This is a genomic window from Dongia sp. P2_B8, assembly GCF_056404715.1.
This window is the reverse complement of record NZ_JBFUDM010000008.1, coordinates 87,673-110,796: the sequence shown is the minus strand read 5'-3', so window position 1 is coordinate 110,796 and position 23,124 is coordinate 87,673. Positions and strand designations below refer to the sequence as shown.

Here is a 23,124-nt window from a genome sequence, read left to right as displayed (position 1 = left end):
GAAGGTAGTGGCGGCGCGGCGGTCAGGCAATTGCTTAGATCGTGGCCCGGCCCGTCGTTGAATGCATATGGGGGCGTGCCGGACCATGACGAACTCAGGGAAGCGCCGCTACTGCGCCTTCACGACGTTGCCGTTGCCGGTGAATTCTGCCGTGGCGAGCTCGACGAACTTTTCCATGATCTCGTCCGGCGTCTTCAGGGTGGCCGGGTCTTCGCCGGGATAGGCTTTGGCGCGCATCTTGGTGCGGGTGCGGCCGGGGTCGATCATGTTGGCGCGCACATTGGTCTGCAGGATTTCCTGAGAGTAGATCCCCACCATCATTTCCAGCGCTGCCTTGGAAATGGCATAGGTGCCCCAATAGGCGCGGGGCCCTTGCGCTGCGGCGGAGGTCACAAAAATGGCCCGGCCGGCTGTGGACTGGCGCAGCAGGGGATCCATCTGGCGAATGAGGCGCCAATTGGCGGTGAGGTTGAGGTCGATGACCTCCTGGAATTCCTTGGGCGAGATATGGCCGAGCGGCGAGAGCGTGCCCAAGGCGCCAGCATTGCCGACCAGCACATCAAGGCGCCCGAAGCGCTCGTAGAGAGCGGCCCCCAGCCGGTCGATGGCGTCGAAATCCTTGAGGTCGAAGGGCACCAGCAGGCTGGTCTTGCCGTTGATGGCGCGAATCTCGTCGTCCAGCTCCTCGAGGCCGCCGGTGGTGCGGGCTGTCAGGATCAGCTCGGCGCCTTCACGCGCATAGGCCCGGGCGATGGCGGCCCCGATGCCGCGCGAGGCGCCGGTTACAAGCGCAATCCTGCCCGCAAGTTTTCCACCGGCAAGCATGCCGGGTGCAACAACCGACGTAGCCATGTTCATGCGCTCTTTTCAGCGAGCAGCGAGAGCTGGGTCACCGTATCGGTGTTCTGGTCGGTGAGTTCGGTCGGATAATCGCCGGTGAAGCAGGCATCGCAATATTGCGGCGATTTGCTGTCGCGACCTTCGGCATGGCCCATGGCACGGTAGAGGCCGTCCAACGAAATGAAGGCCAGCGAATCGGCGCCGATGAAATCGGCCATCTCCTGGACATCCATGCGGGCAGCCAGCAGCTTGCTGCGCTCCGGTGTATCGATGCCGTAGAAGCAGGAATAGGAAGTGGGTGGTGACGAGATGCGCATATGCACCTCGGTCGCCCCGGCCTGGCGCATCATCTCGACGATCTTCTTCGAGGTGGTGCCGCGCACGATGGAATCGTCGACCAGGATGATCCGCTTGCCATTGACCTTGGCGCGGTTGGCATTGTGCTTCAACTTGACGCCGAGATGGCGGATCTGGTCGGTGGGCTCGATGAAGGTGCGGCCGACATAGTGATTGCGGATGATGCCGTATTCGAACGGGATACCGGACCCTTCGGCATAGCCGAGGGCTGCCGGCACGCCTGAATCCGGCACCGGGATGACGACATCGGCATCGACACCGGCTTCCTTGGCGAGTTCCGCGCCGATGCGCTTGCGCGCGTCATAGACGCTGACACCTTCCATGACCGAATCGGGGCGCGCGAAATAGATATATTCGAATACGCAGAAGCGGTGCTTCGCCGGCGAAAAGGGCCGCAGCGAGGTGACGCCGTTCTTGTCGAGGATCACCATCTCGCCAGCTTCGACATCGCGGATGTAATCGGCGCTCATGATGTCGAGGGCGCAGGTCTCAGACGCTAGGATGAACCCGTCGCCGAGCTTGCCCAGCACCATCGGCCGGACACCCAGCGGGTCACGGACGCCGATCACCATGTCCTTGGCGATGGCGACGATCGAATAGGCGCCTTCGACCTGATGGAGGGCGTTGATCAGCCGGTCGACGACATTGCCGCGCAGATGTGTGGCCATCAGATGCGGGATGACTTCGGTGTCGCTGGAGGCCTGGAAGATCGAGCCGCGCTTCACCATCTCGCGCCGGATGGCGGCGGCGTTGGTGAGGTTGCCGTTATGGGCGATGGCAATGCCGCCAAAGGCCAGTTCGGCAAAGAAAGGCTGCACGTTGCGGAGCGCCGTCTCGCCGGTCGTGGAATAGCGCACATGCCCGATGGCGGCGCGGCCCTTCAGCGGACCCACCACGCTCTCATGGGAGAAATTGTCGGCGACATGGCCCATGGCGCGGTGGGCATGGAAGTCGTTGCCATCGTGGGACACGATGCCGGCAGCTTCCTGGCCGCGGTGCTGGAGGGCATGGAGGCCCAGAACTGTGCGGGTAGCGGCTTCTTCGACACCAAAGATGCCGATAATGCCGCACTCCTCCTTCAATTTGTCGTCATCGAAGGGGTTCGTTGTGAGCATCGGCATTTACCTTTTTCCGGCCGGGTTATTCGGAACCCTGGATTAGTCGGTTTAGGTCGTTGCGTTCGGCGTCCTTATACCCCGATCCGTCGCCTTGTCCACCTTGATCTTGCGGTGCAGCACCCGCCTTTGTGGGGGCGGGGTCTGTGCCCACTGCATTGGTGGCATTTGGGTCTGGCAAAATCGACTGATAGGCATTGCCGATCGCTTGGCCCTGTTCGACCGCTTTCAGGCTTTGGTTGATGGCGTCTTCGCCGGTTTTCAGGATGTCGTCCGGCAGCAAAGTGAGGATAAAGGTCGCCCCCCGCTCCACCGCCGGCAGCATCCGGGCCTCGTTCACCATATCTGGGCGCTCGGCCGGGTTCGGCAAGGCCCAGGCCATCAGGATATAGGCGGCACACACCACCACCGAGCCGCGCACCAGGCCGAACACCAGGCCCAGCGACCGGTCGAGGGCGCCGAGGCCGTTGCTCCGCACCTGGGCGGAAATCCAATGATTGAGCATGCCGCAAAGGACCAGGGTCACAACGAAGATGCCGATGCCGGCTGCGATGTCGGCCAGCAGGGGCTCCGCGATGTATTGCCGCACGATGGTCCGGGCCGGGCCAAACAAAGCGAGGGTGGCGATGACAGCACCGATCCAGCCCAGAATCGACAGCATTTCCTTGATGAAGCCGCGCGAGAAAGCCAGCAGCGTGGAAAGGCCGATGACACCCAGAATGATGAGATCGAGGAAATTCAACGCGGCTTACCTTCCACAGCATGCTGCTGGCGGCTGGCGGTCACCGTCGCCTGCAGCGCGTTCGAACGAACCTCATTATAGAGCCAATCGATCATTTCTTGGAGATGCCCGATTTCAATCAGTTCCAGTCCTTCGACCTTCAATTTCTTGCCGCTGGGCTGGCTGAGGCGCTTGGGGAGAATGGCGCGTTTGAAGCCGAGCTTGGCTGCTTCCTTGACCCGCGTCTCCGCTTGCGTGACCATGCGGACCTCGCCCGAGAGGCCGATTTCGCCAAAGGCGATGAGGTCAGATGGCACCGGCCGGTCCGAGAGCGAGGAGATGAGCGCCAGCGCCACGGACAGATCGGCTGCCGGTTCCGTGATGCGGAGGCCGCCTGCAATGTTGAGATAGACTTCGCTGCCGGCAAGGCCCAGGCCACAGCGGGTTTCAAGGACGGCCAGCGTCATGGCAAGACGCGCACTGTCCCAGCCGACCACGGCGCGGCGCGGCGTGGCGAGCGGCGAGGGCGAGACCAGCGCCTGCACCTCGACCAGTACCGGCCGGGTGCCCTCGATGCCGGCAAAGACCGAGACGCCGGAGATATTGCCGTGGCGTTCAGCGAGGAACAAAGCCGAGGGGTTGGGCACTTCGGCCAGCCCTCGGTCGGTCATCTCGAAGACGCCGATCTCATTGGCGGGGCCAAAGCGATTCTTGACCGAGCGCAGGATGCGGAAATGATGGCCGCGCTCGCCTTCGAAATAGAGCACGGTGTCGACCATGTGTTCGAGCACGCGGGGACCGGCAATCTGCCCTTCCTTGGTGACATGCCCCACCAGCAGCAAGGTGAAGCCGCGGGATTTTGCAAGACGGATGAGCTCGGCCGAACAGGTGCGCACCTGCGCCACCGTGCCGGGGGCGGAATCGAGGCTGTCGAGATAGAGCGTCTGGATGGAATCGATGATCACGACCTGCGGCGCATCGACCTGGTCGAGGCTTGCCATGATGTCGCGCAAGGATGTGGCGGCAGCCAGTTCGGTCTGCATCTCGCCGGCCGGGTTTTTGGCGGACGGTGTGCTGCCGTCGGGGCCGAGGCCGAGACGCTTTGCGCGCAGTTGTACCTGTTCGACCGCTTCTTCGCCGGAGATATAAGCGACGCGGATGCCACGTAGCATCGTCGCCACCTGCAGCATCAGCGTCGATTTGCCGATGCCGGGATCGCCGCCGATGAGGACCGCCGAGCCGCGCACCAGGCCACCACCGGTGACACGGTCGAATTCCGCCATGCCGGTCGGCCGGCGGATCGTCTGCGGCACGTCGCCGTCGAGGGGCACGAAGGTGACGCCCTTGCCGCGCTTGCCGCTGAGACCCTTGGGGACATCGCCGCTGCTGACCGGCTCCTCGACGATCGAGTTCCAGGCGCCGCACGCCTCGCATTTCCCCGCCCATTTCGGAAAGGCGGAGCCGCAGGACTGACAGACATAGTTGCGGATAGGTTTAGTCATCGCGGCGACACCCCCTCACCCCAACCCCTCTCCCGCGAGGGGAGAGGGGCCTGGTGCGAACACGGCAATAATCTTCATGCCGCAAGGAGGTGAGCTCTGCGCACAAGCTCGCTGGAATCTCCCTCTCCCCTTGCGGGAGAGGGACGGGGTGAGGGGGAGATTTCAGTCTAGCTGTCACCGCCCGCCTCACAGCGGCCGGACGGGCATGCGGATCGGGCCTTCGGCGCGGCCTTGCACGAACTGCTCGACATAGTCATTGCCGGCATGGTCGATGCCCTTGGCATCGCCGGACCAGATGATGCGGCCCTCATAGATCATGGCGGCACCGTCGGCGATGGCGCGCAGCGAATGCATGTCGTGGGTGATGGAAAGGGCCGTGGCGCCCAGCGACTTCACGCATTTGACGATGAGCTCGTTGATGACCTGCGCCATGATGGGATCAAGGCCGGTCGTGGGCTCGTCGAAGAAAATGATCTCCGGCTCGACGGCGATGGCGCGGGCGAGCGCCACGCGCTTCTGCATGCCGCCAGAGAGTTCTGAGGGCACAAGCTCACCCACCTCCGGCCCAAGGCCGACGGCGGCGAGCTTGCGCAAGGCGACCTCTTTCGCCGACTTGCGGTCCATGCCGCGGCCGGCGATGAGGCCGAAGGCGACGTTCTCCCAGACCGGCAGACTGTCGAACAGGGCCGAACCCTGGAACAGCATGCCGAATTTGCGCATGATGTCTTCGCGCTTGGCTGCGGCCAAGCCGACCACTTCCTGGCCGTCGATCTCGATCGAGCCCGAATCCGGTTCGAGGAGGCCCAGGATGCATTTGATCAGCACCGACTTGCCGGTGCCCGACCCACCGATCACCACCAGCGATTGCCCACGGGGCACGTCAAGATCGACGCCGTTCAGCACCTGCTTGGGGCCGAACGCCTTTTTCAATCCCCGTACTTTGATCTTCAAATCGCTCATCGGCTGAAGAAAATCCCGGTGATGATGAAATTGGCCGCGAGAATGAGAATGGAGGCGCTGACCACGGCATCGGTCGTGGCCTTGCCGACACCCTGTGCGCCACCCTTGGACTGGAAGCCGTTATAGGTGCCCATGAGCGCCACGATGAAGCCGAAGGCCGCAGCCTTCACCAGGCCGGAAACGATATCGATCGTCTCGACGAAATCGACCGTGTTCTTCAGATAGATATGCGGGCTGAAATCCAGCTTGAACACGCTCACCAGATAGCCGCCGAACACGCCGATGATGTCGGCAATACCCACCAGCACGGGCAGCATCAGGATGGCGGCGATAAGGCGCGGTGCGATCAGATATTTGAACGGGTTGGTGGAGAGGGTGCGCAGCGCATCGATCTGTTCGGTAACGCGCATGGTGCCGATTTCGGCGGCCATGGCGGCACCCACGCGGCCCGCCAGCATCAAGCCCGCCAGCACCGGACCCAGTTCGCGGGTGAGCGAGATCACCACGACATAGGGGATGGTGGATTCGGCATTGAGGCGCGACACGGCGACATAGGTTTGCAGCACCAGCACCATGCCGGTGAAAACCGCCGTCATGCCGACCACGGGCAGGGAATAGAAGCCAAGCTCGATCATCTGCTTGAGGATCAGGCGCGGATAAAAGGGCGGCGTCACGCAATGCAGCAGCGCCTTCAACGTGAACAGCGCAAGGCGGCCGATTGATTCCAGGCTGGCGAGGAAGGTGCGGCCGATCGGCTGCAGAACCGGCACGGCCATCGCTCAGGCGCCGGTATAGCGGCGCTGGAAGCGCGCACCGAGATTGGTCAGGATTTCATAGCCGATGGTGCCGGCGTCACGTGCCAGATCGTCGATCGATTGTTCCGGACCGATGAGGTCGACGGACATGCCGGGCTGCAAGACAGCCCGCGGCAGATGACCGACATCGATCGTGACTAAATCCATCGAGATGCGCCCCACGATCGGGGCCCGCTGGCCGGCCACGAAGACCGCACCACGATTACCCAGCGACCTGAAAATTCCGTCCGCATAGCCAACCCCAATAGTGGCCAGCACGGACGGCCCCCGAACTTGATGCGAGGCACCATAACCAACGGTCATATTCAAGTCAACCTCGCGTAATTGCAGGATTTTTGCCTGCAAACGGATGACGGGGCGGAGTGGATTCCTGGCTCCCAGAACGGGGTTGATGCCATAGAGCGCCGCCCCCGGCCGACTGAGGTCGAAATGATAATCGGTCCCAAGGAAAATGCTCGAGGAGGCAGCCAGCGACAGCAGGGGTTTTTGGGCGCCGCCACGCGTCCCGGCGCGCCCATCGGCCCGCGATGGTATCTTCAGATTGTCGGCGATCTCCCGGAAGCGGGCGAGCTGTGCGCGGTTCTGCGGATGTTCGGGATCGTCGGCACAGGCGAGATGGCTCATGACCAGCCCGATCTCCAGCCCATCCAGCAGATGCGGATCGCCGATGAGGCGCAGCGCATCTTCCGGCCCCAGCCCCAATCGGTTGAGGCCGGTGTCGAACTGCAGTCCGGCCGGCCGCGGGGCGGTGGCGCGGGTAAAGGCCTGCCAACGTTCGATTTCGGGCAGGGAATTGAGGATGGGAATGAGCTCGCCTTGCGCGATGTCCCTTTCCGCCCCTGGCGGCAGGCCATTGAGAAGGTAGATCCGGCCGGTGCGGAGCATCTGGCGGAGCGAAAGCCCCTCATCCACCGTCGCCACGAAGAAATGCTCGCAGCCGGCCCGCTTCAGATGCGGGGCTACCATCGCAGCGCCGACACCATAGGCGTCTGCTTTGAGGGCTGCGCCACAGTGGCCTGGCGCTACCGTGGCGCTGAGCAGGCGATAGTTGGCAAGGAGCGCACCGATATCGACCGTCAGCACCGGCGCAAAGGAGTCGGGCATGCGTTTCGCCCGTCCCTATTCGGTCTGCGCCGGGACGTAATCGCTGCGCAGCAGATCGCTGAACTTGGTCAGCATGCCCTCGAACTGCAGCGGCACCGTGCCGATCGGGCCATGGCGCTGCTTGGCAATGATCACTTCGGCGACATTGTGGACGCGCTCCATCTCGCGCTGCCATTCCTGCATCTTGTCGGTCTCGTGGTCCCCGGGCTTCCGGCGCTCGTGATAATATTCTTCGCGGTAGACGAACATGACCACGTCGGCATCCTGCTCGATCGAGCCCGATTCACGCAGATCCGACAGCATCGGGCGCTTGTCGTCGCGCTGCTCGACAGCACGGCTGAGCTGCGAGAGTGCGATCACCGGCACATTGAGTTCCTTGGCGATGGCCTTCAGGCCGCGGGTGATTTCGGAAATTTCCTGCACGCGATTCTCTGAGCCACGGTTATTGGCCGAGCGCATCAACTGCAGGTAATCGATGATGATGAGATCGAGACCATGCTGGCGCTTCAGGCGCCGCGCGCGCGTCCGCAAGGCCGGGATCGTGAGCGCCGGCGTGTCGTCGATGAAGAAACCTGCCGAGCTCATCTCATTGGCGGATTCGACGACACGGATGAATTCCTCATCGCCCTTAATGTCACCGCGACGGATGCGGTCGGAAGAAATGCCCGACTTCTCTGCCATGATACGCAAGGCCAGCTGTTCCGATGACATTTCCATCGAGAAGAAGGCAACCTTGTAACGCGTCCCGGTATCGCCTTCCTTGAAGGCCGAGGCGGCGTTGAAGCCCATATTGGTGGCGAGCGCCGTCTTGCCCATGGAGGGGCGGCCGGCGAGGATGATGAGATCCGAGGGCTGCAAACCGCCTAGCTTGCGGTCGATATCGGTCAAGCCCGTGGTGACACCGGTCAAATGGCTGTCGCGCTTGAAGGCTGCTTCGGCCATCTGCAGGGCCGAGACCACGATGGTACGGAAATCCTTCGGGCCGCCTTCGACCTGGCCGGTTTCGGCAAGTGCGAAAAGTTTCCCTTCCGCCTGCTCGATCTGCTGCAGGGCAGTGACATCGGTATCGTGGATATAGGCCTCGTTGACCGTCACTTCGCCGAGATCGATCAACTGCCGGCGCAAATAAAGATCATGGATGGTGCGGCCGTAATCCTCGGCATTGATCACCGTCACGACAGCCTGGGCGAGCTGTACCAGATAGGTAGCACCGCCGATTTCGGAGAGCGCACCGTCCTGGTCGAACAGGTTTTTGAGCGTCACCGGATTGGCGATCTGCCCGCGTTCGATGAGCTTGCCGATAGCTGCGAAGATGCGGCCATGGAGCGGATCGGCAAAATGTTCCGGCCGCAGAAACTCGTTGACCCGGTCATAGACCAGATTGTTGGCAAGGACGGCGCCCAGGAGCGCCTGCTCGGCTTCGTAATTGACAGGTGGCGTGCGCGTCGGCGTCGAACCGTCGGTGCCGCGCAGCCGGGTGACATTGGTCTGTTGTGTAGCTTCCATGGCGGCGACCCTAACAGAGCGGTTCAGCAATAGCGCCTGTGGATAACGGGGATAGCAATCATAAACCCATTATTCGAGTCGGCCCGAAATTTTGCTTGCGTGCTGTGAAGAGCGTCATTGCGCTGCACGCGCCACTACGCTGGCGGACGTTCGCTGACCAACGACGAACCAATGTGGCAATCCGGTCATCGGTCAGCTTTGTCTCAATCCCCAAATGATTTCAATCCATCGAGTCCATCGCATCCACTTTGTCGACCACGACCTGCAATGTGACGGTCCCCGCCTTGGCGAAGGTGAGTGTTACCGGGAAAGTGTCACCCTCAGAGAACCTTTTCTTCAACCCCATCAGCATGATGTGGAGGCCATGGGGTTTCAATTCGACTTTGGCATGGGGTGGAATATCGAGCGGACCCGCGGGCTTCATGGTCATGATGTCGTTGGCCATCGACATCTGATGGACATCCGCCATGGCAGCGATATCGGTGGTGACGCTGAGCAATTGGTCTGCCGCATCGCCGGTATTTTCGATGACGAGGAATACGGCACCGGACTTGGCACCGGCCGGATTGGCGCGCGACCAGGCGTGATGCAGGATGAGATCACCCACCTTTTGCTCGTGCGCGGTGGCGAGAGAGCCGAAAGTCATGATGGAAAGCGACATGGCAAGAAGGAAGGCAGCGATGCGCTTCATGGTTCAGGCTCCTTGCGCGATGATGTCTTTGAGGCGAGCAACCATCTCGTCTGGCTGCATGTTGCCGGCCATGACGCCGGCATAGTCGTAATCCGGATTCATGACGATGATCGCCGTGCTGTGATCCATCAGATAGAACTCGCCATCGCCCTGCTTGGCGTAATAGACACGGAAGGATTTGGCAGTCTCGGCGATCGCCTCGGGTGTTCCCGTGAGGCCCATGATGCGCGGATCGAAGGAGCTTAGATATTCCTTCAGCACAGCCGGCGTGTCGCGGGCAGGGTCGATTGAGACGAAGACCGGCTGCACCTTGTCGGCATCCGCCCCCAGTTTTCCCAGCACCAGCGAAAAAGTGTTGAGCGCCGTCGGACAGGCGTCGGGGCAGAAGGTAAAACCGAAGAAGAACAGGGAATATTTCCCCTTCAAAGCTGCTTCGGTCACTTCCTGGCCGTCGGTGCCGATGAGCTTGAACGGCCCGCCCACCGACAGGGTCTCGCTCATTTTCTTGTTGTTGAGAACGTAGCTTGCGCCGATACCCGCGGCGGCCACAACGGCCACGGCGGAAACCAGCAAGGCGCGCCGGTTCATGGGATGTCTCCTCAGAGATAAGCAAATGGGTCGCGAGCCAGCCCGCGCCGATTATTCGCGGCCGGCGGCTTAAATCAACTGAGGGAGACCGGCGGTGCGCGCGAGGCGAAAGCCGCCGTGGCTGGCGACCAGGCGGGCGAGGTGGCCGGTTTCCGAGCCAAGGCGAGCGTCGCCCAAGCGACCGTCGCCGGTAGATCGATGGGCGCAGGGGCGAGGCCCTGCGTCTGTGCCAGCGCGAAACAAACCGGACAGCTCGCATGATTGCCGGGTTTGGCCGGTTGCCCATCGCTGCGCGGGCCGAAGCCGAGGCAAGTACCTGCGAAACTCTGCGCTTCCTCGCTGGTGAGCGCGGCCACGCGCATGGCGTTCTGCATGGCGTCTGGCGGCAGGACCTGTGCCGTCAACTGCAACCACAACGCCATCAGCCCCGCCGCCAGGACAATCCAGCGGCGGGTGGCAGTGGCCGGCACACGGCCGGCAGGAATGGTGACGCAATCTGTCATCTGTCGCCTCGCCGTCATCCTACTGCCCCAATGCCGATGCCTACAAGCAAGGTGAGATGCGGCCCTTTGCCGTGGTGTCCAAGGTTGGCGCGCAAAGAAAAACGGCCGTCCCGAAGGACGGCCGTTTCTGGTAGCGGCAACCAGATCCTGAAGATCTGATTTTAGGCTTCGGCTTCTTCCGACGTGCTTTCGCCCGTGGCTTCGGCAGCCTCGGCCAGCAGCTTGTCGAGATCGGGGGTATCGTCGTCCTCGTTCTTGGCGACGTAACCGCCGGCCTTTTCCTGCCCAATGGCTTCGTCTTCCGACTTCGCGACGTTCGCGGTGACGGTGACGACGACTTCAGGGTGCAGGGCAACACGCACCGGGTGCAGACCCAAGGTCTTGATCGGCTTGTCGAGGACCACCTGACGGCGGTCGACGGTGAAGCCGGCCTTGGTGACGCCTTCGGCGATGTCGCGGCCAGAGACCGACCCGAACAGGATGCCGGTTTCCGAGGCCTGGCGGATGAGGACCACCTTCAGCCCGTCGACCTTGCCGGCAATCTTCTGCGCTTCTTCTTTGAGCTTCAGATTGTTGGCTTCGATCTGCGCGCGCTGCGTCTCGAAACGCTTCTTGTTCTCTTCGGTGGCGCGGAGCGCCTTCTTCTGCGGCAGCAGGAAGTTGCGGGCGAAACCCGGCTTCACATTGACGATGTCGCCGATGTGACCCAGCTTTTCGACGCGTTGGAGCAGGATGATTTCCATGATCCTAATCTCCTTACTTCAGCACGTAGGGCAGCAGGCCAAGGAAGCGGGCGCGCTTGATCGCCTGGGCGAGCAGACGCTGCTTCTTGTTGCTGACCGCGGTGATGCGGCTCGGCACGATCTTGCCGCGTTCGGACACGAAGCGGCCAAGCAGCTTCACATCCTTGTAATCGATCTTCGGTGCCTGGGGGCCCGAGAACGGGCACGATTTGCGGCGACGGAAGAAGGGACGACGGCCGCCAGCGGCGCCGCCACGACCACCTTCGCGGCCACCCTCACGACCGCCATCGCGGCCGCCTTCGCGACCACCGTCACGGGCTCCGCCTTCGCGGCCGCCACGATCAAACTCGCTCATGAACGGTCTCCTTCACCTTCGGCAGCGGCAGCCGGGCGTTCGCCACGGTCACGGCCACCAAAACCACCCTCGCGGCCACCTTCGCGACCGGGACGCAGACGATCGTCGCGGTCACGACCGCCACCAAAGCCACGGCCACCCTCACGACCGCCTTCGCGACCACCTTCACGGCCTTCGCGATCACGACCCTTGGACTGCAGCATGGCGCTGGGACCGGCTTCGAGCTCATCGACGCGCACGGTCAGGTAGCGCAGCACGTCTTCATTGAGGCGCATGTTGCGCTCAACTTCGGCGATGGCACTGGCCGGGGCTTCGATGTTCAAGAGCACGTAATGGCCCTTGCGGTTCTTGTTGATGCGGTAGGTGAGACCCTTCAGGCCCCAATATTCCTTCTTCAACACCTGGCCGCCCTGGGCGGTCACGATGCCGGTGAAGGTTTCGGCCAACACGTCAACCTGCTGGGCAGTGACGTCCTGGCGCGCAATAAAGACGTTCTCGTAGAACGGCATTTAAGGAACACTCCCTCTGGCTCTTAGCGGCCCGCTGCTGGTTTGCCGACCATCGGCAACGCATCAGCTGATCTGACTGGAAAATCCAATCATTTCACGGACCTAGCCGATCCCCTCACACCGTCAGCGGGTGGCACTCAGAAGAGTGACGGAGGGTCGGCAGGGCTATGGACGGGCGGGTTATACACAGGGGCGCAGGAAATGCAAGGGTTTGGGCGGAATCCGGGGCCTATGCGCTCCGTCCGTCATAGGGAATCCGCTTCAACGCTGTGAGATCGATCCCCTCCAGGCAGCGGACATTGACGGCAGCCGTGGCCGACCCGTCCGGCGCCACCCCAAAGCCGAAGGGCGCGCAGCCGCAGGTCGGGCAAAAATGGTGGTCGATCACATGCTTATTGAACTTATAGGTGCCCAATTGCACTTCCGGTGAGCCAAGGCGCAGCTTATCCCTGGGCACGAACCACAACAGATAGCCCTTGCGGCTGCAATGCGAACAATTGCACTCAATGACGTCGCCATAGGTCCCCTCGACCTCGAATTTCACCTGGCCGCAATGGCAGCTGCCCTTTTGCATGGATTCCCTCCTGAAGATCTAACGTGCCCGACATAGGCATGAGCCCGTCATAAGCATTAACTTGCCGGTCGACTATAACGTTCCCGGTATGGCGTTCCTGGCCGGGTCGATCCGTTCCGGGTTGACGGCAGGGTGCCGTTTGGGGTCTAAGCCCGGCACTCTTCATGGGAGGGACTTTCATGCGCGCTTTCGTGTTTCCGGGCCAGGGGTCGCAGGCCGTCGGTATGGGCAAGGCTCTGGCCGAGGCATTCGGATCGGCCCGCCTGGTGTTCGAGGAAGTCGACGAGGCGCTGGGGCAGAAACTCTCCAAGCTGATGTTCGAAGGACCGGAATCGGACCTCACCCTCACGGAAAATGCCCAGCCGGCCCTGATGGCGGTCTCGCTCGCGGTCCTGCGTGTGCTGGAGACTGAGGGCGGCTTCCGTCTCGCCGACAAGGCCGCTTACGTCGCTGGCCATAGTCTGGGCGAATATTCGGCGCTGGCTGCTGCCGGTGCTTTCACGCTGGCCGACACGGCGCGTCTTTTGAAGCTGCGCGGCCAGGCAATGCAGAAGGCCGTTCCGGTGGGCGAGGGCGCCATGGCGGCCCTTCTCAATTTCGATCTCGAGCGTGCCCAGAAGGTGGCGGCGGAAGCGGCCAAGGAGACGGGCCTCGTCTGCGCCGTTGCCAATGACAATGATCCAAGCCAGGTCGTCGTCTCCGGCGCCCTAGCTGCTGTGGAGCGTGCCGGTGCCTTGGCGCTGGAAGCCGGTGCCAAGCGGTCGGTCATGCTGCCGGTGTCGGCACCCTTCCATTGCCCGTTGATGCAGCCGGCCGCCGATGCCATGGCGGAAGCTCTGGCAAAGACCAATATCGTCATGCCGGCCGTGCCGGTGATCGCCAACGTAACGGCGCAGCCTGTTTCCGATCCCGCCACCATTCGCCAATTGCTGGTGAGCCAGGTGACCGGCACCGTGCGCTGGCGCGAATGCGTGCAGACCATGAAATCCTTGGGCGTTTCGCATGTCTTTGAGCTTGGGGCGGGCAAGGTGCTGAGTGGATTGGTGAAGCGCATCGACAAGGAAATCGAAAGCCAGTCGGTCGGCCAGCCAGCCGATATCGAAACTGCCCTCAAGAGCCTGACCTAAGGGAGCCAAACTCATGATGTTCGATCTCTCCGGCAAGACCGCGCTGGTGACCGGCGCTTCCGGTGGCATCGGCGGTGCCATCGCCAAGGCGCTGCACGCGCAGGGTGCGACGGTGGCCTTGTCCGGCACGCGCCGCGAGGCGCTGGAAGCGGTCGCTGCCGAGCTCAAGGAACGTATCCATGTGCTGGTGGCCGATCTTTCTGATGTGGCGTCCACCGAAGCGCTGGTGAAGGATGCCGAAGCTGCCATGGGCAAGCTCGACATCCTGGTCAACAATGCCGGCCTCACGCGCGACAATCTCGCCATGCGCATGAAGGATGAGGAATGGCAGAAGGTGCTGGACGTCAACCTCACCGCCGGTTTCCGCCTCGCGCGCGCTGCCATGCGCGGCATGATGAAGCGCCGCTTCGGCCGCATCATCGGCATCACCTCGATCGTCGGCGTCACCGGCAATCCCGGCCAGGCCAATTACGCGGCGGCCAAGGCCGGCATGATCGGCATGTCGAAGGCGCTGGCGCAGGAGCTGGCCTCGCGCAGCATTACGGTCAATTGTGTCGCCCCGGGTTTCATCGAAACGGCCATGACCGGCGCCCTCAATGACGAGCAGCACAGCCAATTGCTGCCCAAGATCCCGATGGGGCGCATGGGGCAAAGCACCGATATCGCCGCTGCGGTGGTCTATCTGGCCAGCAACGAAGGTGGCTATGTGACTGGCCAGACGCTCCATGTGAATGGCGGTATGGCCATGATCTGATTACATTTTTATGTGATCGGGTTCTCTCGTGCGGGCGCTACTGGTCAAGTCCCGCAGAGTTGTGTTAAGTGACCGCTGACTGAAGCCATTTGATTCACCTGACTCCATTGGTTCCTGGGCGTGACGGAACCAATATTCGGGTGCGGAATTCGGGTAATAACTGCAAGGACCGTCGGCCAGGATCAATGGCCGGCTCAAACAAGGGAAGACAGAGATGAGCGATGTTGCTGAGCGCGTGAAGAAGATCGTGATCGAGCACCTCGGCGTGGAAGAAGCCAAGGTCACCGAAGGTGCGAATTTCATCGACGATCTGGGCGCGGACAGCCTCGATACGGTCGAGCTGGTCATGGCCTTCGAAGAGGAATTCGGTTGCGAAATCCCCGACGACGCGGCTGAAAAGATCCTGACCGTGAAAGACGCCATCGACTACATCAAGTCGAAGTCTGCCTAAGGTTATCTCCAGCCGATGCGGTTGACCCGGCAATTGGTCTGGCGTGTCGATTGGGGCGTTTAGGAATTCCCGTGCGGGCCCCGGATTCGGGGCCCAAACGATTTCTAGCCGGTACGATGAGTTGCTTGGTCGCCGGCTAGGGTTATGTGCAGTCAACGGCAAAGAGTGAGCGAGGACATCATGCGTCGCGTGGTCGTCACCGGAATGGGCATCGTATCGCCCCTGGGTGTTGGTGTGGAACATGTGTGGAAGCGGCTGCTGAAAGCTGAATCCGGCATCAGCGGAATCCAGAGCTTCGACGTCTCCGACCTGCCCTGCAAAGTGGCCGGCCAGGTCCCGCTCGGCGACAAGGCGTTCGGTAATTACAACCCGGACGAATATGTCTCCACCAAAGACCAGAAGAAGATGGAGCCGTTCATCATCATGGGTGTGGCTGCCGCCACCGAAGCGGTGGCCGATAGCGGCTGGGCACCTACTGAACAGGAAGATCTCGATCGCACCGGCGTGCTCATCGGTTCCGGCATCGGCGGCCTCAATGGTATCTACGACACAGCGATCATCCTCAAGGAAAGGGGCCCGCGCCGCGTCAGCCCGTTCTTCGTGCCATCCTGTCTCATCAATCTTGTTTCCGGTCACGTCTCGATCAAATACGGCTTCCGCGGTCCCAATCATTCCGTGGTGACAGCCTGTGCCACCGGCAGCCATGCCATTGGCGATGCCGCGCGCATGATCATGCTGGATGATGCCGACGTCATGGTCGCTGGCGGCGCCGAAGCCACCATCGGCCGCATCGGCTTTGCCGGCTTCTGTGCCGCGCGTGCCATGTCGACCTCGTTCAATGACGATCCCACGGCGGCATCGCGCCCCTGGGACAAGGACCGCGATGGCTTCGTCATGGGCGAAGGTGCTGGCATGGTGGTGCTCGAGGAATATGAACACGCCAAAAAGCGCGGCGCCAAGATCTATGCCGAGGTGATCGGCTATGGCATGTCAGGCGATGCCCATCACATCACGGCCCCGGCCGAGGACGGCAATGGCGGCTTCCGCGCCATGAAGGCGGCGCTGAAGCGGGCCCAGCTCAATCCCGAAGACATCGACTACATCAATGCTCATGGCACCTCGACGCCGATTGGCGACGAGATCGAACTGGGTGCGGTGAAGCGGATGTTCGGCGATCATGCCTATAAGCTCACCATGTCCTCGACCAAATCGGCGACCGGGCATCTGCTGGGTGCCGCTGGTGCCGTCGAGGCGATCTTCTCGATCCTCGCCATCCGTGACCAGGTGGCGCCGCCGACCCTCAACCTCACCAATCCTTCCGAGGGCTGCGACCTTGACCTTGCCGCCAAGCAGGCAAAGCCGCGTAAGATCCGGGCCGCTCTGTCGAATTCGTTCGGCTTTGGTGGCACCAACGCCAGCGTCATCTTCACGGGCGTGAACTGAGTTAGGTCCGGCAGCGCCGCGCCGCCCATGTTCGTCCAGCAGATCATCGCCCAGATGTCGATCGGGGCACCGATCGTGGCGATGGCTGTGCTGGTCATGATCATCCTGGCGGGCCGCTCGTGAGCACGGCACCGTGAAGCTCTCTGGCAAGACCCTGGCCGAGATCATCGGCGGCTTCCTGTTCATCATCCTGCTGATCGGTGGCGGTGGGGCAGCCTGGTTCTGGAACGCCTTCAATGCCGGCGGCCCCTTGCGCGACGAGACCGTGCTGGTGATCCCGAAGGGCAGTGGGGTGGGGGCGATTGCCGATCTCCTCGCCAAAGAAGGCGTCATCGACAATCCGCTGGTGTTCAAGCTCGGCGTCAAATTCTTCTCCAAGGACCAGCCGCTCCATGCCGGCGAGTTCCGCTTTCCGACCGCAGCCAGTCCGCGCGGCGCCATGCAGGTGCTGATCGAAGGCAAGTCCGTGCTCCATCGCATCACCTTGGCTGAAGGCTGGACGGTGCGCGAAGTGTTCGACGTGCTGGCTGCCTCACCCTTGCTCGAAGGTCCGTTGCCGCCACCACCTGGCGAAGGCACGTTGCTGCCGGAAACCTATTTCTTCGTGCGTGGCGACAGCCGCGGCGCGCTGGTCGAGCGCATGAAGGCCAACATGGCCGAGACAGTGGCGCAGCTCTGGGCCAAGCGCGACCCGGCAGTGGAGCTGGAGTCGCCGCAGGAGGCTGTGATTCTGGCGTCGATTGTCGAGAAAGAAACCGGCCTCAAGGACGAACGTGCGCGTGTCGCCGCAGTGTTTCACAATCGCCTGAAAAAAGGCATGTCCCTGCAATCCGATCCGACCGTGATCTATGCCGTGACGCTCGGCAAGGCGCCCTTGGGCCGCGACCTTACCTATGCCGACCTGAAGCTCGACAGCCCTTACAATACTTATGTCGTCACCGGTCTGCCGCCATCGCCCATTGCCAATCCGGGCGTCGCGGCACTCACCGCGGTGCTGCATCCGAAGAATACCAAGGAACTCTATTTCGTCGCCGACGGCACGGGTGGTCACGCCTTTGCCGAAACTATGGACGGCCATATCAAGAATGTCGCCAAATGGCGCAAACTCCAGAAACAGAACAAGCAGGCCAACTGATGTCGACCATTCCAGACAACAGCGTTACAGATAGTAGCTCAACAACGTCGAACGCGGCCACAACGCCCGCCATGATGCATCGCATGGAGCCGGTGTTGAATGTCGGCAAGCAATGCGCCGTCTACCTCGCCGTCGTGGCGGCACTCGCTGGTGGTGTCGCCTTCTTCGGGCCGTTCGACCGCACACCTGCCGTGGCGCAGGAACAGACCATCATACCGCTGCAGGGCGAGTTCGACATGATGGTGCCGCTGGGGTCGGAAGACGATGCGGCGCCCAAGAGTGTTGCCGTCTTCTACGTCACCGGTGCCCCGGCGCAGAAGATGTGGGAAGCCTTCCCGATGCAGCCGGTCGAAGATGAGTGCGTGGGTCGCCTCTCCAAATTCGGCAACGGCATCGTCTGCTACGGCGCCAATGGCGACGGTTCGACCCCGGACGAGCCCTATGAATGCACCTTCGGTGTCGACATGAAGAATCAATCGCTGACCCTGGCGCAGGATTGCTGACGGGCCCGCTCCCTCTTAGCGTTTCTTTTAGTTCGTCAGGCCCGGGCATGACGATTGGAGCGTGGGGCCGCCGTTAAGCCAGCCGGCATCTGCTTCTTCCAACTGCTTGATTTCGCGTCAAATATATTGAATGACAGTTCAGATATTGACTGTTAAAAAACTGAAATAATTGACTTTATTGAAATAGTAATCGAGACTTCCCGGCATCAATCCAGAAACGGGGGAGGTCACGATGTGGGGTTGGCTGCGGCGTCTGGTTCTTCTTTGCGCGCTCAGTGCGCTGCCCGGCTATGCCGCGGCGACCGATGCGCCGATCCCCTTGAAGGTGATGACCTTCAACATTTTCCTCGGCGGCGATCAGGTCAATTTCGCGAAGGTGATAGAGGCCATCAAGGCATCCGGTGCCGACATCGTGTGCCTGCAGGAAGCCGAAGGCCGCACGGCGGAAATTGCCGCGGCTTTGGGGTGGCCCTATGCCGCAAGCAATCGCAACATCCTCGCCCGCGTGCCGCTGTTTGCACCGCCCACAGCCATCGGTCCTGACGGCAACGATCTCAATTACGTCTTTGCCGAAGTGATGCCCGGCAAGTTCGTGGCCGTGGCTGACGTGCATCTCCCATCCGACCCTTATGGTCCCTATGCCTTCCGCGACGGGAAGAGCGTTGAGGAGATTCTGGCGCTGGAGAAGGAAACACGCCTGCCGGCGATGGAAGCCTATATCGTACCCATGAGGGCGCTGGCCGATGCCGGCACGCCTGTCGTAATCGTCGGCGATTTCAATGCGCCCTCGCATCTCGATTGGACCGCTGCGATGGTGGGCAAGCGCCCGCAGATCACGGCGGCTATTGAATGGCCGGTAACAAAGGCGCTGGCCGATGCCGGCTTCACCGATGCCTATCGCGCGGTTTATCCGGACCCGGTGGCCAAGCCCGGCATCACCTGGAGCTATGGCTATCCGTTCCCGCATCTCGATGCCAACGAGGCGCTTGATCGCATCGACCTCATCCAAGTCACCGGGCCGGTGACAGCCAAGGCTGCTGAGATCCTGGGTGATCCAGCGATGCCGGACACTGATATCCCGGTCTCGCCCTGGCCATCGGATCACCGGGCGGTGGTGGCGACGCTTGACGTCACACCCGGTCCGGCGCCAGCGATGGTATCGTTGATGAAACGCAGCGTGGCACCCGGCGAGGCCATCGATGTCCGCTTCCATGGAACGACCGAGGATGGCCGCCTTGAGGATGGCCGCGTTGCGATCCTCAAGGCCGGCGGGGAGGTCGCCGCACCGCTTATGACGCTCTACACCAACAACGGCACCGACCGGGCGAATCTCATGAGCTTCGGGTCGGCGACACTGGTACCTGGTGCCTATGACGCAGCGCTGGTCGACAAGGATGGTAAGGAATTGGCACGGGCACCCTTCTGGGTGCATGAGCCTGGCAAGCTGCCCAGCATTGCCACCGACAAAGTCGCTTACGCCAGCGGCGACCCCATCACGGTCAGCTGGGCCAATGCGCCCGGCAATCGTTTCGATTGGCTCGGCATCTATGCCAAGGACGATCCGGCCGAGGACAATTACCAATATTTCTTCTATGTGAACTCGGGCGTCAGCGGCTCGCTGGTGCTCGACAAGGACATGCTGGGCGATGTCCTGCCGGCCGGCGCGTATGACATCCGTCTGATGCGCGACGACGCCTATATGCGGCTTGCAGGTGCGAGCTTTACGGTGAAGTAGAGCGCGGACGGAAAGCAGCTTACCTCCCCCCTTGAGGGGGAGGTCGCGCGATAGCGCGGGCGGGGGGTATGGTGCGATTGGGCTCGAGAGAGCCAAGCGGTGGAGAGAACCCCCCTCCCTAGCCCTCTAGGGGGAGGGGACAAGTGGGAGCTTAACCCGCGCTGAGTTCCAGCCAGGTTTCCTCGGCCTCGGCAAGTCTCTTCTTCACCTCGGCATGCTTGGTCTGCCAGGTGGCAAGTTCGGGCGAGGGGCCGTTATAGAGGGCGGGGCTGGAGAGTTTGGCCTCGATGATGTCGAGGGCCTGGGTCAGCTTGGCAATCGCCGTCTCGGCACCGGAGAGCGCTTTCTTGCGCTCCGGCGAGAGTGCCACCTTCTTGCCATTGGGCTGCTGAGCCTGTGCCTTGGGCGCCGGTTTCACGGGCGCTGCCGCATGGGCTGCGGCCGCCTTCGGCGCCGAGGCCTTCTCCGGCAGCGCACCGCGCTTCTCGCTGCGCTGCTTTTCGCGGCGCTCGTTGATGATCTGGCGGCGGTAATCATCCATGTCGCCGTCGAAGGTCTTCACCGCCCCATCCTTCACCAGCCACAGCCGGTCGGCGGTGAGCTCGATAAGGTTGGGGTCGTGGCTGATGATGATGACGGCGCCTTCGAACTCGTTGATCGCCTCGACCAATGCCTGTCGGCTGTCGATGTCGAGATGGTTCGAGGGTTCGTCGAGCAGCAGGATGTTGGGCGCCTGGCGGCTCATGAGCGCCAGCAACAGACGCGCCTTCTCGCCGCCGGAGAGACGGGCGACCTTGGTGTTGGCCTGGTCCTGCCCCAGGCCGAAACGCCCGATATGTGCGCGGCGCTTGTCCGGGAGGAGATCGGGAGCCGCCCGCGCCATTACCTCGATGGGGGTTGCTTCCAGGTCCAGCTCATCGGTCTGGTGCTGGGCGAAATAGCCGACACGCAGCTTCGATGATTTGCGCATATCGCCGGTCATCGGCGCCAACCTGCCGGCCAGCAGCTTGATGAAGGTCGATTTGCCGTTGCCGTTCGACCCCAGAAGCGCGATGCGGTCATCGGGATCGAGGCGCAAATCGAGATTCTTGAGGATCGGCTTGCCCGGCTCGTAACCCACCGAGACATGGTCGATTGTGATGAGCGGTGGGGCGAGAGCCTCAGGCTGCGGGAAGGAGATGTTGATGCCCTTCTCGTCCGCGACCAAGGCGATCGGCTGCAATTTGGCGATCATCTTCAAGCGCGACTGGGCCTGGCGCGCTTTCGAGGCCTTGTAGCGGAAGCGATCGACGAAGGCCATCATGTGCTTGCGCTGGGCGTCGACCTTGGCCGCCATGGCCATGTCCTGCTCCATGCGCAAACGCCGCATGTTCTCGAAATCGTCATAGCCGCCGGCATATGAAATCATGCCGCCGCGCGACAGATGGATGGTGCGATTGACGACCTTGTTGAGGAGGTCGCGATCATGGCTCACCAGCAGGATCGTGCCGGGATAGTTCTTGAGATAGCTCTCCAGCCACAAGGTTGCTTCGAGATCGAGATGGTTGGTGGGCTCGTCGAGCAGCATGAGGTCGGGGGCGGAGAACAGCTGTGCCGCCAAGGCCACGCGCATCTGCCAGCCGCCGGAAAAATCGCTCAAGGGTCGGTTCTGTGCCGCGGAATCGAAACCGAGACCGGCGAGGATTTCAGCAGCACGCGATTCAGCGCTGTGGGCCTGGATATCGACCAGACGCCCGTGGATGTCGGCGATCCGGCCGGCATCCGTTGCGGTCTCGGCCTCCGCCAGCAGTGCCGTGCGCTCCGTGTCGGCCGCCAGCACGCATTCGACCAGGCTGCGGCCCTGGTCCTTCATTTCCTGCTCCAGGCGGCCGATGCGCCACATCTTCGGCACGTCGATGGTGCCGGAATCCATATGGAGGTCGCCCGAGATCAATTTCAGCAAAGTCGACTTGCCGGCACCGTTGCGCCCGACCAATCCGGCATGATGGCCGGCCGAGACGGAGACACTGGCATTGCTCAGGATCTCGCGGCCGGCGATGCGATAGGTCAGGTTCGAAATAGTTAACATATTGATCTGGCTACTTTTTTAAACGACGCAGGGCAGTGAGGCCGGGGCTTTCCCGGGTTCAGTTGTGCAGTGCGGCTGAGTTGTATATAAGCCAGCCCGAATTCCGCCAAGGGGCACTGCACACTTCCCAGGACATATCTGGGACGCCCAAAACACTGAAATGAGGAAAATCATGGCCATCGAACGTACTTTCTCGATCATTAAGCCGGACGCCACCCGCCGCAACCTGACCGGCAAGATCAACGCCAAGTTCGAGGAAGCGGGCCTCAAGATCGTCGCCCAGCGCCGCATCCAGATGTCCGAGGCCCAGGCCAAGAAGTTCTATGAAGTCCACGCCGCTCGCCCGTTCTATGGCGATCTGGTGAAGTTCATGACCTCCGGCCCGGTCGTCGTCCAAGTGCTGGAAGGCGAAGGCGCTGTCCTGAAGAACCGCGACATCATGGGCGCCACCAACCCGGCCAACGCCGCCGCCGGCACGATCCGCAAGGAGTTTGCGGAATCGATCGAGGCGAATTCGGTCCATGGTTCGGACAGCCCCGAGAACGCCGCTATCGAAATCGCCTACTTCTTCGCTGGCACCGACATCGTCGGCTAAAGCGGGGTATCCCAAAAGAAAACGGCGCCGCGAGCGATTGCGGCGCCGTTTTTCTTTGCCGGAAGCTTGGATGCCGGAAGCTTGGATGTCAGCCGCGCATAGCGGCCGCGACAACCACCCCGAAGCCGACCACGATCGCGATGCCGGACGGGAAGCTGAGGCCCCAGGACGGGCCGAATACCGCATGGAGCGCTGTGATCAGCGCCAAGAGGACGGCATAGATCGTGCCCCAGAACAGCAGGCGGCCGAGACCGTTCCAGGTCTTCTGACGGTTGGCGAGAATCTGGTCGTTGAGCGACCCGGTCGGATTGGCCATGGATATCTCCAGCAAGGCGGTTGGTATTTGGCCCTGTTTTACCGAATTGCCGGGATGAGGGCAATCAGGCGCTGTACCCCGGATTGTAGGGATTTGCTAGATGATCTCCTCCCC

Annotated in this window: 24 protein-coding genes and 1 pseudogene; 8 read left to right on the top strand and 17 right to left on the bottom strand. The window is 62.0% G+C overall.

Annotated features, from left to right (window positions below; genetic code table 11):
- Nucleotides 1-108 precede the first annotated feature (108 nt).
- The 15 genes and pseudogenes from AC1DWZ_RS20440 to AC1DWZ_RS20370 form a co-directional block, all read right to left on the bottom strand.
- Entirely contained in the window at nt 109-852 is a 744-nt protein-coding gene (locus tag AC1DWZ_RS20440) for an SDR family NAD(P)-dependent oxidoreductase (RefSeq protein WP_477170789.1), read from the bottom strand.
- A gap of 2 nt (nt 853-854) precedes the next feature.
- Nucleotides 855-2,312 (bottom strand): amidophosphoribosyltransferase, encoded by a 1,458-nt coding sequence (gene purF / locus AC1DWZ_RS20435; RefSeq protein WP_477170918.1) that lies wholly within the window; start codon nt 2,310-2,312, stop codon nt 855-857.
- Between the two features lie 25 nt (nt 2,313-2,337).
- On the bottom strand, nt 2,338-3,054 hold the full coding sequence (locus AC1DWZ_RS20430; protein ID WP_477170788.1) for a CvpA family protein: 717 nt from the start codon (nt 3,052-3,054) through the stop codon (nt 2,338-2,340).
- Nucleotides 3,051-4,535: a DNA repair protein RadA gene (gene radA / locus AC1DWZ_RS20425; protein WP_477170787.1), complete on the bottom strand. Its 1,485-nt coding sequence runs from the start codon at nt 4,533-4,535 to the stop codon at nt 3,051-3,053. Before radA ends, AC1DWZ_RS20430 begins: the two co-directional genes overlap by 4 nt.
- 186 nt (nt 4,536-4,721) lie before the next feature.
- Nucleotides 4,722-5,495, bottom strand: a complete 774-nt coding sequence (locus tag AC1DWZ_RS20420) for an ABC transporter ATP-binding protein (RefSeq protein WP_477170786.1) — start codon at nt 5,493-5,495, stop codon at nt 4,722-4,724.
- Nucleotides 5,492-6,271, bottom strand: a complete 780-nt coding sequence (locus tag AC1DWZ_RS20415) for an MlaE family ABC transporter permease (protein WP_477170785.1) — start codon at nt 6,269-6,271, stop codon at nt 5,492-5,494. The genes AC1DWZ_RS20420 and AC1DWZ_RS20415 overlap by 4 nt, the downstream gene beginning before the upstream one ends.
- Nucleotides 6,272-6,274: 3 nt before the next feature.
- Complete coding sequence (gene alr, locus AC1DWZ_RS20410; protein ID WP_477170784.1) at nt 6,275-7,414, bottom strand: alanine racemase; 1,140 nt, start codon at nt 7,412-7,414, stop codon at nt 6,275-6,277.
- 15 nt (nt 7,415-7,429) lie between these two features.
- The gene (locus AC1DWZ_RS20405) at nt 7,430-8,920 is read right to left on the bottom strand and encodes a replicative DNA helicase (protein ID WP_477170783.1); all 1,491 of its coding nucleotides are present in this window, start codon (nt 8,918-8,920) and stop codon (nt 7,430-7,432) included.
- Nucleotides 8,921-9,140: 220 nt separating this feature from the next.
- A complete protein-coding gene (locus tag AC1DWZ_RS20400) occupies nt 9,141-9,611 on the bottom strand; it encodes a copper chaperone PCu(A)C (protein WP_477170782.1) in 471 nt (156 codons plus the stop codon).
- A 3-nt stretch (nt 9,612-9,614) separates the two neighbouring features.
- Nucleotides 9,615-10,199 (bottom strand): SCO family protein, encoded by a 585-nt coding sequence (locus AC1DWZ_RS20395; RefSeq protein WP_477170781.1) that lies wholly within the window; start codon nt 10,197-10,199, stop codon nt 9,615-9,617.
- A 74-nt stretch (nt 10,200-10,273) separates the two neighbouring features.
- Nucleotides 10,274-10,702: a DUF2946 family protein gene (locus tag AC1DWZ_RS20390; protein ID WP_477170780.1), complete on the bottom strand. Its 429-nt coding sequence runs from the start codon at nt 10,700-10,702 to the stop codon at nt 10,274-10,276.
- Between the two features lie 161 nt (nt 10,703-10,863).
- The gene (gene rplI / locus AC1DWZ_RS20385) at nt 10,864-11,445 is read right to left on the bottom strand and encodes a 50S ribosomal protein L9 (RefSeq protein ID WP_477170779.1); all 582 of its coding nucleotides are present in this window, start codon (nt 11,443-11,445) and stop codon (nt 10,864-10,866) included.
- A gap of 13 nt (nt 11,446-11,458) precedes the next feature.
- Nucleotides 11,459-11,689: pseudogene (gene rpsR / locus AC1DWZ_RS20380) on the bottom strand (30S ribosomal protein S18); the annotation flags it as partial.
- A gap of 107 nt (nt 11,690-11,796) precedes the next feature.
- The gene (gene rpsF / locus AC1DWZ_RS20375; protein ID WP_477170778.1) at nt 11,797-12,309 is read right to left on the bottom strand and encodes a 30S ribosomal protein S6; all 513 of its coding nucleotides are present in this window, start codon (nt 12,307-12,309) and stop codon (nt 11,797-11,799) included.
- A 229-nt stretch (nt 12,310-12,538) separates the two neighbouring features.
- A complete protein-coding gene (locus tag AC1DWZ_RS20370; RefSeq protein WP_477170777.1) occupies nt 12,539-12,883 on the bottom strand; it encodes a GFA family protein in 345 nt (114 codons plus the stop codon).
- Between the two features lie 179 nt (nt 12,884-13,062).
- On the opposite strand from AC1DWZ_RS20370, the gene fabD reads away from it, so the two are divergent.
- The 7 genes from fabD (at nt 13,063) to AC1DWZ_RS20335 (ending at nt 20,031) form a co-directional block, all read left to right on the top strand.
- Nucleotides 13,063-14,010, top strand: coding sequence for an ACP S-malonyltransferase (gene fabD / locus AC1DWZ_RS20365; protein WP_477170776.1), 948 nt, complete (start codon nt 13,063-13,065; stop codon nt 14,008-14,010).
- 16 nt (nt 14,011-14,026) lie between these two features.
- The gene (fabG, locus tag AC1DWZ_RS20360; RefSeq protein WP_477170917.1) at nt 14,027-14,764 is read left to right on the top strand and encodes a 3-oxoacyl-[acyl-carrier-protein] reductase; all 738 of its coding nucleotides are present in this window, start codon (nt 14,027-14,029) and stop codon (nt 14,762-14,764) included.
- Between the two features lie 214 nt (nt 14,765-14,978).
- A complete protein-coding gene (locus tag AC1DWZ_RS20355; protein ID WP_133613758.1) occupies nt 14,979-15,215 on the top strand; it encodes an acyl carrier protein in 237 nt (78 codons plus the stop codon).
- Between the two features lie 180 nt (nt 15,216-15,395).
- Nucleotides 15,396-16,658 (top strand): beta-ketoacyl-ACP synthase II, encoded by a 1,263-nt coding sequence (gene fabF, locus AC1DWZ_RS20350; protein WP_477170775.1) that lies wholly within the window; start codon nt 15,396-15,398, stop codon nt 16,656-16,658.
- Nucleotides 16,659-16,791: 133 nt separating this feature from the next.
- Nucleotides 16,792-17,793, top strand: coding sequence for an endolytic transglycosylase MltG (gene mltG / locus AC1DWZ_RS20345; protein WP_477170774.1), 1,002 nt, complete (start codon nt 16,792-16,794; stop codon nt 17,791-17,793).
- Nucleotides 17,793-18,296: a hypothetical protein gene (locus tag AC1DWZ_RS20340; protein ID WP_477170773.1), complete on the top strand. Its 504-nt coding sequence runs from the start codon at nt 17,793-17,795 to the stop codon at nt 18,294-18,296. Before mltG ends, AC1DWZ_RS20340 begins: the two co-directional genes overlap by 1 nt.
- Nucleotides 18,297-18,528: 232 nt before the next feature.
- Nucleotides 18,529-20,031 (top strand): endonuclease/exonuclease/phosphatase family protein, encoded by a 1,503-nt coding sequence (locus AC1DWZ_RS20335; RefSeq protein WP_477170772.1) that lies wholly within the window; start codon nt 18,529-18,531, stop codon nt 20,029-20,031.
- A gap of 151 nt (nt 20,032-20,182) precedes the next feature.
- Here the strand turns inward: AC1DWZ_RS20335 and AC1DWZ_RS20330 are convergent, their stop codons facing one another.
- On the bottom strand, nt 20,183-22,099 hold the full coding sequence (locus AC1DWZ_RS20330) for an ABC-F family ATP-binding cassette domain-containing protein (protein ID WP_477170771.1): 1,917 nt from the start codon (nt 22,097-22,099) through the stop codon (nt 20,183-20,185).
- Between the two features lie 172 nt (nt 22,100-22,271).
- Between AC1DWZ_RS20330 and ndk the strand changes: the two genes are divergently transcribed.
- Nucleotides 22,272-22,694 carry a nucleoside-diphosphate kinase gene (ndk, locus tag AC1DWZ_RS20325; RefSeq protein WP_477170770.1) on the top strand — a complete coding sequence of 141 codons (423 nt, stop codon included), beginning with the start codon at nt 22,272-22,274 and terminating at the stop codon, nt 22,692-22,694.
- 88 nt (nt 22,695-22,782) lie between these two features.
- Here the strand turns inward: ndk and AC1DWZ_RS20320 are convergent, their stop codons facing one another.
- Nucleotides 22,783-23,010 (bottom strand): hypothetical protein, encoded by a 228-nt coding sequence (locus AC1DWZ_RS20320; protein ID WP_298682606.1) that lies wholly within the window; start codon nt 23,008-23,010, stop codon nt 22,783-22,785.
- Between the last annotated feature and the right edge of the window lie 114 nt (nt 23,011-23,124).

Bases quoted from the DNA above. Each gene is read 5' to 3' on its own strand.
- fabD (WP_477170776.1), top strand. From the start codon at position 13,063: ATGCGCGCTTTCGTGTTTCCGGGCCAGGGGTCGCAGGCCGTCGGTATG.
- fabF (WP_477170775.1), top strand. From the start codon at position 15,396: ATGCGTCGCGTGGTCGTCACCGGAATGGGCATCGTATCGCCCCTGGGT.
- ndk (WP_477170770.1), top strand. From the start codon at position 22,272: ATGGCCATCGAACGTACTTTCTCGATCATTAAGCCGGACGCCACCCGC.
- AC1DWZ_RS20335 (WP_477170772.1), top strand. From the start codon at position 18,529: ATGTGGGGTTGGCTGCGGCGTCTGGTTCTTCTTTGCGCGCTCAGTGCG.
- AC1DWZ_RS20440 (WP_477170789.1), bottom strand. From the start codon at position 852: ATGGCTACGTCGGTTGTTGCACCCGGCATGCTTGCCGGTGGAAAACTT.
- AC1DWZ_RS20340 (WP_477170773.1), top strand. From the start codon at position 17,793: ATGTCGACCATTCCAGACAACAGCGTTACAGATAGTAGCTCAACAACG.
- rplI (WP_477170779.1), bottom strand. From the start codon at position 11,445: ATGGAAATCATCCTGCTCCAACGCGTCGAAAAGCTGGGTCACATCGGC.
- AC1DWZ_RS20415 (WP_477170785.1), bottom strand. From the start codon at position 6,271: ATGGCCGTGCCGGTTCTGCAGCCGATCGGCCGCACCTTCCTCGCCAGC.
- AC1DWZ_RS20395 (WP_477170781.1), bottom strand. From the start codon at position 10,199: ATGAACCGGCGCGCCTTGCTGGTTTCCGCCGTGGCCGTTGTGGCCGCC.
- AC1DWZ_RS20330 (WP_477170771.1), bottom strand. From the start codon at position 22,099: ATGTTAACTATTTCGAACCTGACCTATCGCATCGCCGGCCGCGAGATC.
- AC1DWZ_RS20320 (WP_298682606.1), bottom strand. From the start codon at position 23,010: ATGGCCAATCCGACCGGGTCGCTCAACGACCAGATTCTCGCCAACCGT.
- AC1DWZ_RS20390 (WP_477170780.1), bottom strand. From the start codon at position 10,702: ATGACAGATTGCGTCACCATTCCTGCCGGCCGTGTGCCGGCCACTGCC.
- AC1DWZ_RS20370 (WP_477170777.1), bottom strand. From the start codon at position 12,883: ATGCAAAAGGGCAGCTGCCATTGCGGCCAGGTGAAATTCGAGGTCGAG.
- purF (WP_477170918.1), bottom strand. From the start codon at position 2,312: ATGCTCACAACGAACCCCTTCGATGACGACAAATTGAAGGAGGAGTGC.
- AC1DWZ_RS20420 (WP_477170786.1), bottom strand. From the start codon at position 5,495: ATGAGCGATTTGAAGATCAAAGTACGGGGATTGAAAAAGGCGTTCGGC.
- radA (WP_477170787.1), bottom strand. From the start codon at position 4,535: ATGACTAAACCTATCCGCAACTATGTCTGTCAGTCCTGCGGCTCCGCC.
- AC1DWZ_RS20355 (WP_133613758.1), top strand. From the start codon at position 14,979: ATGAGCGATGTTGCTGAGCGCGTGAAGAAGATCGTGATCGAGCACCTC.
- AC1DWZ_RS20405 (WP_477170783.1), bottom strand. From the start codon at position 8,920: ATGGAAGCTACACAACAGACCAATGTCACCCGGCTGCGCGGCACCGAC.
- rpsF (WP_477170778.1), bottom strand. From the start codon at position 12,309: ATGCCGTTCTACGAGAACGTCTTTATTGCGCGCCAGGACGTCACTGCC.
- fabG (WP_477170917.1), top strand. From the start codon at position 14,027: ATGTTCGATCTCTCCGGCAAGACCGCGCTGGTGACCGGCGCTTCCGGT.
- alr (WP_477170784.1), bottom strand. From the start codon at position 7,414: ATGCCCGACTCCTTTGCGCCGGTGCTGACGGTCGATATCGGTGCGCTC.
- AC1DWZ_RS20400 (WP_477170782.1), bottom strand. From the start codon at position 9,611: ATGAAGCGCATCGCTGCCTTCCTTCTTGCCATGTCGCTTTCCATCATG.